The organism is Kitasatospora sp. NPDC059812 (assembly GCF_042732075.1).
Taxonomy (GTDB): Bacteria; Actinomycetota; Actinomycetes; order Streptomycetales; family Streptomycetaceae; genus Kitasatospora.
Window position 1 is genome coordinate 1 of the sequence record NZ_JBHWIO010000156.1, and the last position, 8,539, is coordinate 8,539.

Below are 8,539 nucleotides of genomic sequence, written 5' to 3' on the forward strand. Positions count from 1 at the left end.
CCCTCGCCCTCGTCCTTGACGACCGTGCCCGCGGTCCGCGCCGGACGCGCCGCCACCGACTCCACCGCCGTCCACGCACCCGCCAGACCGACCTCGTCGGCCTCGATGCCCAGATCGTCCAGGTCCAGCGACTGGACCGGCTTCTTCTTCGCCGCCATGATCCCCTTGAACGACGGGTACCGGGCCTCACCCGACTGGTCCGTCACCGACACCACCGCCGGCAGCGCCGCCTCGACCAGCTCGGTCGCCGCGTCACCGTCACGACGGCCCCGCACCACACCGCCCTCGACCGACACCTCGGACAGCAGCGTCACCTGCGCCACGCCCAGCCGCTCCGCCAGCAGCGCCGGCAGCACACCCATCGAACCGTCCGTCGACGCCATCCCACCGATCACCAGGTCGAACCCGGTCTTCTCCAGCGCCTTCGCCAGCACCGCCGACGTCCCGATCACATCCGACCCGTGGATGTCCTCGTCGTTCACGTGCACGGCCTTGTCCGCACCCATCGACAGCGCCTTGCGCAGCGCGTCCTTCGCATCGTCCGGCCCGACCGTCAGCACCGTCACCTCGGCGCCCTCGTTCGCCGCCGCGATCCGCAGCGCCTGCTCCACGCCGTACTCGTCGAGCTCCGACAGAAGGCCGTCCACACCCTCCCGGTCGGTGGTGTGGTCGTCCGCGAACCGACGGTCACCCGTCGCGTCCGGCACGTACTTCACACAGACGACGATCCTCAAGCTCATGAGTGGTTCTCCTGTCACGGTCGCACTGGTCGATGGCCTCACGTCATGCCGAGGGTACTGAGTGCCAATCCCGGCCCGACCGCGCCCTGCGCGCCGTGAGCGCCACCTGGACCGGCATACCGTGTCGGCGCTCTTCGACTGGTGTCGGAGGCTCCACGAAGAGGATACGGCACTCAGTACCCCTGGTAAAGGAACTCAGTACCCTTCCCGGTGTGCGCTGGGCCTCAGGGCGCCCTCAGCGCCCTCAGGCGGCCAGCACCACGGCGGCCTCCCCCGTGTAGACGCGGAAGGTGAGGGACTCCTGGAGGTAGAGCCGCACGGTGTCGGCGTCGTGGGAGAGGTAGCCGACGGAGACGTCCTGGCCGAGGAAGAGTTCGAAGTCGCCGCCCCGGGTGGAGAGGAGGAGGGCGCCCTCGATGGCGGGGGCCCAGATGATGTCCCCGTCGAGGAGGCGGGCGAGGTGGTTGTGGACGGGGTAGCCGTGGTCGCTGGTCTCGTTGACGGCGGTGAAGGTGTCCGCGCCGAGCAGGAGCGAGTAGGGGCCGCCGACGCCGGCCAGGCGCAGCGCGGTGAGGGCGCGGCTGACGGCCTCGGGGTACTCGCGGACGTCCTCGGGGAGCCGGACCGGCGGGTTGGTGGAGCCGGCCCGGATGCCCTCGATGGCGGCGGCGCGGTAGCCCTCGAAGACGGCGCGGTCCTCGGCGAGGGCGATGGTGCGGGCGGCGTCCTTCACCGGCTGCCAGTCGGAGTCGCGGGAGCCGCGCTCGACGTCGTCGACGGCCTCGCGGCGGACGGTGAAGGGGACGCGCAGCTCGACCACCGGCTGGGCGGCGCGGGCGTGGGCCTGGACGCCGTCGGCGGGCGGTTCGATGCCGGTCAGGTGGCCGGTGCCGACGGCGGCGAGGGTGGAGCCGTCGGGGCCGTTCAGGTCGACCACGCGGCGGCCGGCGATGTGGAGCTTGAAGGTCTGGCGGGCCTCCTCCTCGATCTCCGCCCAGGCTGCGGCGGAGACGGGGGCGAGGTCGCGGTGCAGGTTGTTCATGGTGCGGGTCCTTGTCGGGAGGTCCGGTTCAGGGCGTGCCGCGCAGGCTGCCGATGCCGAGCGAGCCGGTCGCGGGGGGAGCACTCGGCGCGGGCGGAGCGGGCGGCGCCGACCGCACCGGGGGCGCCGACGGCGCGGGCGGCGGGGCGTCGAGGAAGTCGGCGGTCGGGACGAAGAACAGCGAGCCGGTGACGGCCGTGGAGAAGTCGAGCAGCCGGTCGGTGGTACCGGGCGGGCGGCCCACGAACATGTTGCGCAGCATCTCCTCGGTCACCTCGGGATCGCGGGCGTAGCCGATGAAGTAGGTGCCGAACTCGCCGCCGCGGTCGAACGAGCCGAAGGCCATGTTGTAGCGGACGATCTGCCGCTGCTCGCCGCCAGGCCCGGTCACGGTGCTGAGCGCGACGTGCGAGTCGGCCGGTTTGGCGTCGTCGTCGAACTCGATGTCGGTGAGCTTGGTGCGGCCGACCGCCCGTTCCTGGTCCTCGACGCTCAGCGCGTTCCACGCGTCCAGGTCGTGCAGGTACTTCTGGACGATGACGTAGCTGCCGCCGGTGAAGGCCTGGTCCTCGGCGCCGACCACGGCGGCGGTCTCGGCGGCCCGGCCCTCGGGGTTCTCGGTGCCGTCGACGAAGCCGAGCAGGTCCCGGTCGTCGAAGTACTTGAAGCCCTGGACGGAGTCCACCACGGTGGCCGCCCCGGCCAGCCGGCCGGTGAGCTGGCCGGCCAGCTCGAAGCAGAGGTCCATCCGGGCGGCCCGCAGGTGCAGCAGCAGGTCGCCGGGGGTGGCCGGGGCCCGGTGGCGGGTGCCGGCCACCTCCCGGAAGGGGTGCAGGCCGGCCGGCCTGGGGCCGTCGAAGAGGCGGTCCCAGGCGTCCGAGCCGATGCCGGTGACGCAGGTGAGGCCGCCCTCGGGGGCCCGGAAGCCGACCGCGCGGCGCAGCCCGGCGAGGTCGGGCAGCAGGTCGCGGACGGCGTCCTCGCCGCCGGGCTCGACGGTGAGGACCAGGAAGACCGCCGCGCTGGTCAGCGGGGAGAGCACGGCTTGCGGTTCGGCCTGCATGGCGAGGGTTCCTCCACGGTGGCGCGGGAGGCCGGGCGGCGTCCCGCTCATGGCCGGTGGTCAGCGTGTCGTGGCTGCCGCCGACCGGGCGGGCCGACGGCGTGACGGACCAGCGGCGTGACGGACCAGCGGACATCTGATCATGCGTACGATTACACCCCATAGCGGACCATTCGGCGCGGGCGGCACTCCCCCGAACGGCCCTCCCGGACGCGCCGTCCGCCGAGGCCGTTCGGGGGCGCCATCGGCCGGTGGGCACGCGGAAGGGGCGGACGCGCCGTCACGCGCCCGCCCCTTCCACCCCGACTGTCAGCCGCGCAGGGCCGCCAGCTGCTCGGCGAACGGCACCACCTGTTCGGGCAGCGCCGGCGCCGCCGGGCCGCGGCCGGCCAGCAGGGCCGCCAGTTCGCCCGCCGCGCGGTCGATCCGGCCCGGGAGGCCGTCGGTGAGCCCGTCCCCCGCCGCGCCCCAGTCGTCGGTGGCCGCGTAGACGGCGGTCGGCACCACCACCGCGCGCAGGTAGCTGAACAGTGGCCGGACGGCGTGCTCCAGGGCGAGCGAGTGCCGGGGCGTGCCGCCGGTAGCGGCGATCAGCACCGGCTTGCCGGTGAGCGCGTCGTGGTCGACCAGGTCGAAGAACGACTTGAACAGGCCGCTGTAGGAGGCGGTGAAGATCGGCGTCACCGCGATCACCGCGTCCGCCCCGGTCACCGCGTCGATCGCCCCGCGCAGCGCCGCGCCGGGGAAGCCGGTGACGAAGTGGTGGGCGATCTCCGTGGCCAGGTCACGCAGTTCGACCACCGTGACGTCCACCTGCCGCCCGCCACCGGATAGTTGACGGACCGTCGATTCACAGAGACGGTCGGCCAGCAGCCGGGTCGAGGACGGCTTGCTCAGCCCGGCGCTCACCACCACCAGCCGGTACGCGGTCACTTGGCCACCTCCATGGTCTCCCCGCCGACGGACTTCCCACCGAGGGACTCCCCGTCGACGGACTCCTCGTTGCGGGCCGCGACCCGCGCGGCGTGCGTCGGCCCGTCCGGCACCGCGGCCGGGCGGTTCCTGGCGAACTCCTCGCGCAGCACCGGCACGACCTCCTCGCCGAGCAGGTCCAGCTGCTCCAGCACGGTCTTCAGCGGCAGGCCGGCGTGGTCCATCAGGAACAGCTGGCGCTGGTAGTCGCCGAAGGACTCGCGGAAGGCCAGCGTCTTCTCGATGACCTCCTGCGGGCTGCCCACGGTCAGCGGGGTCTGCTCGGTGAACTCCTCCAGCGAGGGCCCGTGCCCGTACACCGGCGCGTTGTCGAAGTACGGGCGGAACTCCCGCACCGCGTCCTGCGAGTTGCGCCGCATGAACACCTGCCCGCCGAGGCCGACGTACGCCTGCTCGGGCGTGCCGTGGCCGTAGTGGGCGTAGCGCTCGCGGTAGAGCTCGATCAGCTTCTGGAAGTGCTCCTTGGGCCAGAAGATGTTGTTCGCGAAGAAGCCGTCCCCGTAGTAGGCGGCCTGTTCGGCGATCTCCGGGCTGCGGATCGAGCCGTGCCAGACGAACGGCGCGACGCCGTCCAGCGGGCGCGGGGTGGAGGTGAAGGACTGCAGCGGGGTGCGGAAGCGGCCCTGCCAGTCCACCACCTCCTCGCGCCAGAGCTGGTGCAGCAGCGCGTAGTTCTCGATCGCGAGCGGGATGCCCTGGCGGATGTCCTTGCCGAACCACGGGTAGACCGGGCCGGTGTTGCCGCGGCCCATCATGAGGTCCACCCGGCCGTCGGCGAGGTGCTGGAGCATCGCGAAGTCCTCGGCGATCTTCACCGGGTCGTTGGTGGTGATCAGCGTGGTCGAGGTGGAGAGGATGATGCGGTCGGTCTGCGCGGCGATGTAGCCGAGCATGGTCGTCGGCGAGGACGGGACGAACGGCGGGTTGTGGTGCTCGCCGGTCGCGAAGACGTCGAGGCCGACCTCCTCGGCCTTGCGCGCGATGGCCACCATGGCCTTGATCCGCTCGTGCTCGCTCGGGGTGCGGCCGGTGGTCGGGTCGGGGGTGACGTCGCCGACGGTGAAGATTCCGAACTGCATGCTGCTCACCACACTCCAGGTCGGCCCCTCGCCCGGGCGCTCGGGGCGCACGGGGTTCTCGGGGCGGATCGTTAAACTTTCAACCACCTTAGCACCCGGGTGCGGATCGTTATTCCCGCCCACACTTGAGGGAGGAGCTCCGGAAGGGCGGCGAACCGATGGCGACGTACATCGCGGTGAGCGCGCTGAGCCACGAGGGCCTGGTGCGGCAGCACAACGAGGACAGCCTCACGGTCGGGCCGTGGACACTCTGCGCCACCGTGACCGGCAACCCGCAGACCCTGCTGTTCCCGCTCGGCCCGCCCTGCGTGGTCGCCGTGGCGGACGGCCTGGGCGGCCACCCCGGCGGCGAGGTCGCCAGCGCCCTGGTGGCCCGCCGACTGGCCGCCGACGGCGCCGGACTGGACAGCGAGGAGGCCGTCCGGGAGGAACTCCAGGACTGCAACCGGGCGGTGTACGCGGCCGCCGCCGGCGAACCCGAGCTGGCCGCGATGGGCACCACGGTGGCCGGCCTGGTGCTGCTGCCCGGCCGGGCGGTGGCCTTCAACGTGGGCGACAGCCGGGTCTACCAGGTCGCCCCGGACGGGCTGCACCGGGTGAGCGTGGACGACAGCCCGCCGCTGCCGCCCGGCCGGCGCACCACCTCGGTGGTCACCCAGACCCTGGGCGGCTCGCTCGGACTGACCTTCGTCGAGCCGCACGTGCGCGCCGCACCGCTGGCCGCCGGCGACCGCTACCTGGTGTGCAGCGACGGCCTGACCGACCCGGTGCCGGAGGAGGAGCTGGCCGAATTGCTCGCCCGGCCGCACGACGGCTCCGACCGCGCCGACGGGAGGGCCGCGTTCGAGCTCTGGAAGGCGGCGATCGCGGCCGGCGGGCCGGACAACATCACCCTGGCGCTGGTCCGGATCGGCGAATAGGCCCGGTCCGCCCTAGCCGCCAGCGGGCACGGACCCGCCCCGGCGGGGCGCCGAAGCGCTCCGCCGGGGCGGTCACCTGTCCGTATTCGGTCGCTCGACGAGCGTCCGGTCAGAGTTCGCTCGTGACGCTCACCCCGCTGAAGCCCTGCTGGGCGTAGAGGCTGAAGTAGACGTAGCCGGCCGGCGGGTTGGTGATCGTCAGGGTCTCGGAGTTGTCCGGCCCCGCCGAGTGCGCCGTGCTGGCGTCGGTGTACGCCCAGGAGGCCGGGTTGTAGTAGAGGTCGCCGTTGCCGGTGCCGCCGCTCGTGGTGACCTTCACCTGCTTGGTGCCGGCCGGCACCAGGAGGTAGAAGTGCGCGTAGTTGCCGGTGGTCGCCGCGATGTTGCTGCGGGCGCAGTTGGCGTCCAGCTTGCGGATGTCGGTGCCGGCGCACTCCGGCAGCTGCGGCTGGGTGGGCGTGCCTCCGCCGGAGGCGCAGGCGCCGTTGGCGCACGCCGTCAGCCAGCTGTCGAAGCCGGCGTCGTAGCGGGTGCCGATGGTGGTCTTGAGCAGGGTGCGGGCGCCGGCCCAGTCGCCCACGCGGTACTTGGCGAGGACGGTGTCCAGGTCGCCGCGGTGCTGCTCCAGCATGTAGCGGACGGCGAGGTAGCCCCAGCGGTAGACCCGGTCCTGGTCACCGTAGGCGGTGTCGAAGAGGTCGCTCAGCTTGTAGGTGTGCCGGGCGGCGGCCGCGATGGCGGCGTCGTTGGTCACCTTGCGGTACGAGTACGAGATGTACTCGGCGAAGCCCTCGACCCACCAGACGGTCGGGGTGGTCATGCCGGCGTTGAAGTCGCCGTACATGTCGAACCGGCCGTCGAGGTAGTGGGTGTACTCGTGGTTGAGGTTCCAGATCTCGAACGACGGGCGGGCCCACTCGGCCTCGTAGCAGAGGAAGCGCGGCTGGTTGCCGGCCTTGGCCGGGTCGCCCTCCAGGTACATGCCGCCGTTGTTGGTGTCGATGCCGTAGATGGCCGCGGCCAGCACCTGGTAGTCCAGGGAGGAGTGGAAGACCACCACCTCGATCGTGGTGTTGCTGTCGTCCTTGACCGGGCCGTTGTCGCGCACCACCGAGTGGAAGTACGCGTCCTGGCCGGTGAGGCTGGTGCAGGCGGTGCCCAGCTGGGTGTTGTCCAGCGCCTGGGCGATCAGCTTGATGCTCGGGCTGCAGGTGTAGTTGACCGTCAGCACGCCCGCCTTGAGCTGGTCGGAGGCGTTGCAGGTGCCGTAGTAGGCGCAGTTGGCGGCGTCGTAGTAGCCGACCCCGTCCGCGACCGCGGCCCACTGGTAGACGGTGCGACCGTTCGGCGCGGACTGCGCGACCAGCGACTTGGCGAGCGGACGGACCTTGGGCTGGAGCGCCGCGTCCTTCAGGAAGCGGGTCAGCTCCTTGGCCGCGTTGTAGACCAGCACGCCGAAGTCGCCACCGAGCTGGTCGTTGTTGCGGGTCGCGAAGCCGGACAGCGCGTCCAGCACGCTCGGGTCGGCCTCGACCGCCGCGTCGAAGCCGGTCACCTGGTGGCCGCGGAACAGCACCGTGAAGACCGGGTTCACCGCCCAGGCCATGCCGGCCGGGTTCCAGGTGGCGCTGCTGTAGTCGTTCAGCAGCTGCTTGACCACCGGGAGGTAGCGGATGTTCTCCTGCGCGCTGTCGATCAGGGTGACGGCCTCGCCCAGGATGGGTGCGTTGCCCGCGGCGACGTCCCGCACGTGCGCGCCGCCGAAGAAGGCGTCCAGCCCGGAACGGATCGCCGTCTGGAGGGCGGTGCCGTAGGTGCCGACGTCGTCCTTGTGGTACCACTGCGCGAAGTACCCGGCGCGCAGGTACAGCACCAGTTGCTCGACGGAGGTCGAGTTGTCGCCCGGGTAGCTGCCGGACGCGTCGCGCAGCGCGTACGCCACGGTGGTCATCTGCTCCTCACGGAACGCGCCCCTCGCGTCCGCGCCGGTGAGCTGGAAGAGCCCGTTGATGCACTGGATGTCGGCGGCCTTGATGTGCTGGACCAGGTCGCCGCCCGTCCGGCCGGTGAAGTCGCCGACGTTGCAGGGCTGGGCGGCCGCCGCGCCGAGGGAGAAGGCCTTGGCGGTCGGCCGGGCCTCGGCCGGCCGGGTGTCGAGCGGGAGCGGGGCCCGCTGGTCGGCAGAGGCGAACTGCCGGTCGGTGTGGCCGCGTTCGGGGGCGCCGACGGCGGGCTGCGGCGCCGGTCCGGCGTGGGTGGTGGGGGCGGCCGCGCCGCCGGGGGCGGCGGCGGGGGCGGCCTTGCTCTGTGGGGCGAACAGGCCGATCGTCAGGAACATGGTCAGGGCGAGTACTAACAGCCTTGCCAGCTGCGGGAGTCGCAGCAGACGCGCGGAACTCACGTGGGGGCCTCCGGGCCGTCGTCGGTCGCATTGGGGGTGCGGCCGGTGGGGTGGTGAGGACCGTTGGCGACGGCGCCTCGTGGGCGGCTCCGTCGTGCACACGGTGGGGAGTGTGACATGTACCATGGCACACATCACATGACGTTGGATAGCCCTGCCCATGTGAGCGATTCGCGGGGGAACGACGCAGGGGCGGGGGGGGGGGGGGGGCGGCGGCCGGGGCCCGCCCCCCCCGGGGGGGGGGGCGCCCCCCCCCGCCACCCCCCCCCCCCAGACCCCCACCGCGCCCGCCCCCCCCCCG

The 8,539-nt window shown here is 72.4% G+C and carries 7 protein-coding genes; 1 reads left to right on the top strand and 6 read right to left on the bottom strand.

Features of this window, described 5'->3' with window-relative positions; translation table 11 throughout:
• The 5 genes from ACFV6D_RS38205 to ACFV6D_RS38225 all read right to left on the bottom strand — a co-directional run.
• A partial coding sequence (locus ACFV6D_RS38205; RefSeq protein ID WP_380492060.1) for an electron transfer flavoprotein subunit beta/FixA family protein occupies positions 1-740 on the bottom strand: 740 nt, incomplete at its 3' end.
• Between the two features lie 244 nt (positions 741-984).
• Positions 985-1,782: a family 1 encapsulin nanocompartment shell protein gene (locus ACFV6D_RS38210; protein WP_363371484.1), complete on the bottom strand. Its 798-nt coding sequence runs from the start codon at positions 1,780-1,782 to the stop codon at positions 985-987.
• A 28-nt stretch (positions 1,783-1,810) separates the two neighbouring features.
• Positions 1,811-2,845 (bottom strand): Dyp-type peroxidase, encoded by a 1,035-nt coding sequence (locus tag ACFV6D_RS38215; RefSeq protein WP_063346953.1) that lies wholly within the window; start codon positions 2,843-2,845, stop codon positions 1,811-1,813.
• Positions 2,846-3,154: 309 nt separating this feature from the next.
• On the bottom strand, positions 3,155-3,778 hold the full coding sequence (locus tag ACFV6D_RS38220) for an FMN reductase (protein WP_380492058.1): 624 nt from the start codon (positions 3,776-3,778) through the stop codon (positions 3,155-3,157).
• Entirely contained in the window at positions 3,775-4,917 is a 1,143-nt protein-coding gene (locus ACFV6D_RS38225; protein WP_380563322.1) for an LLM class flavin-dependent oxidoreductase, read from the bottom strand. Before ACFV6D_RS38225 ends, ACFV6D_RS38220 begins: the two co-directional genes overlap by 4 nt.
• Before the next feature lie 158 nt (positions 4,918-5,075).
• Between ACFV6D_RS38225 and ACFV6D_RS38230 the strand changes: the two genes are divergently transcribed.
• A complete protein-coding gene (locus ACFV6D_RS38230; protein ID WP_380346349.1) occupies positions 5,076-5,837 on the top strand; it encodes a PP2C family protein-serine/threonine phosphatase in 762 nt (253 codons plus the stop codon).
• A gap of 109 nt (positions 5,838-5,946) precedes the next feature.
• On the opposite strand, the gene ACFV6D_RS38235 is transcribed toward ACFV6D_RS38230, so the two are convergent.
• Entirely contained in the window at positions 5,947-8,175 is a 2,229-nt protein-coding gene (locus tag ACFV6D_RS38235; protein ID WP_380563324.1) for a M9 family metallopeptidase, read from the bottom strand.
• Positions 8,176-8,539 lie beyond the last annotated feature (364 nt).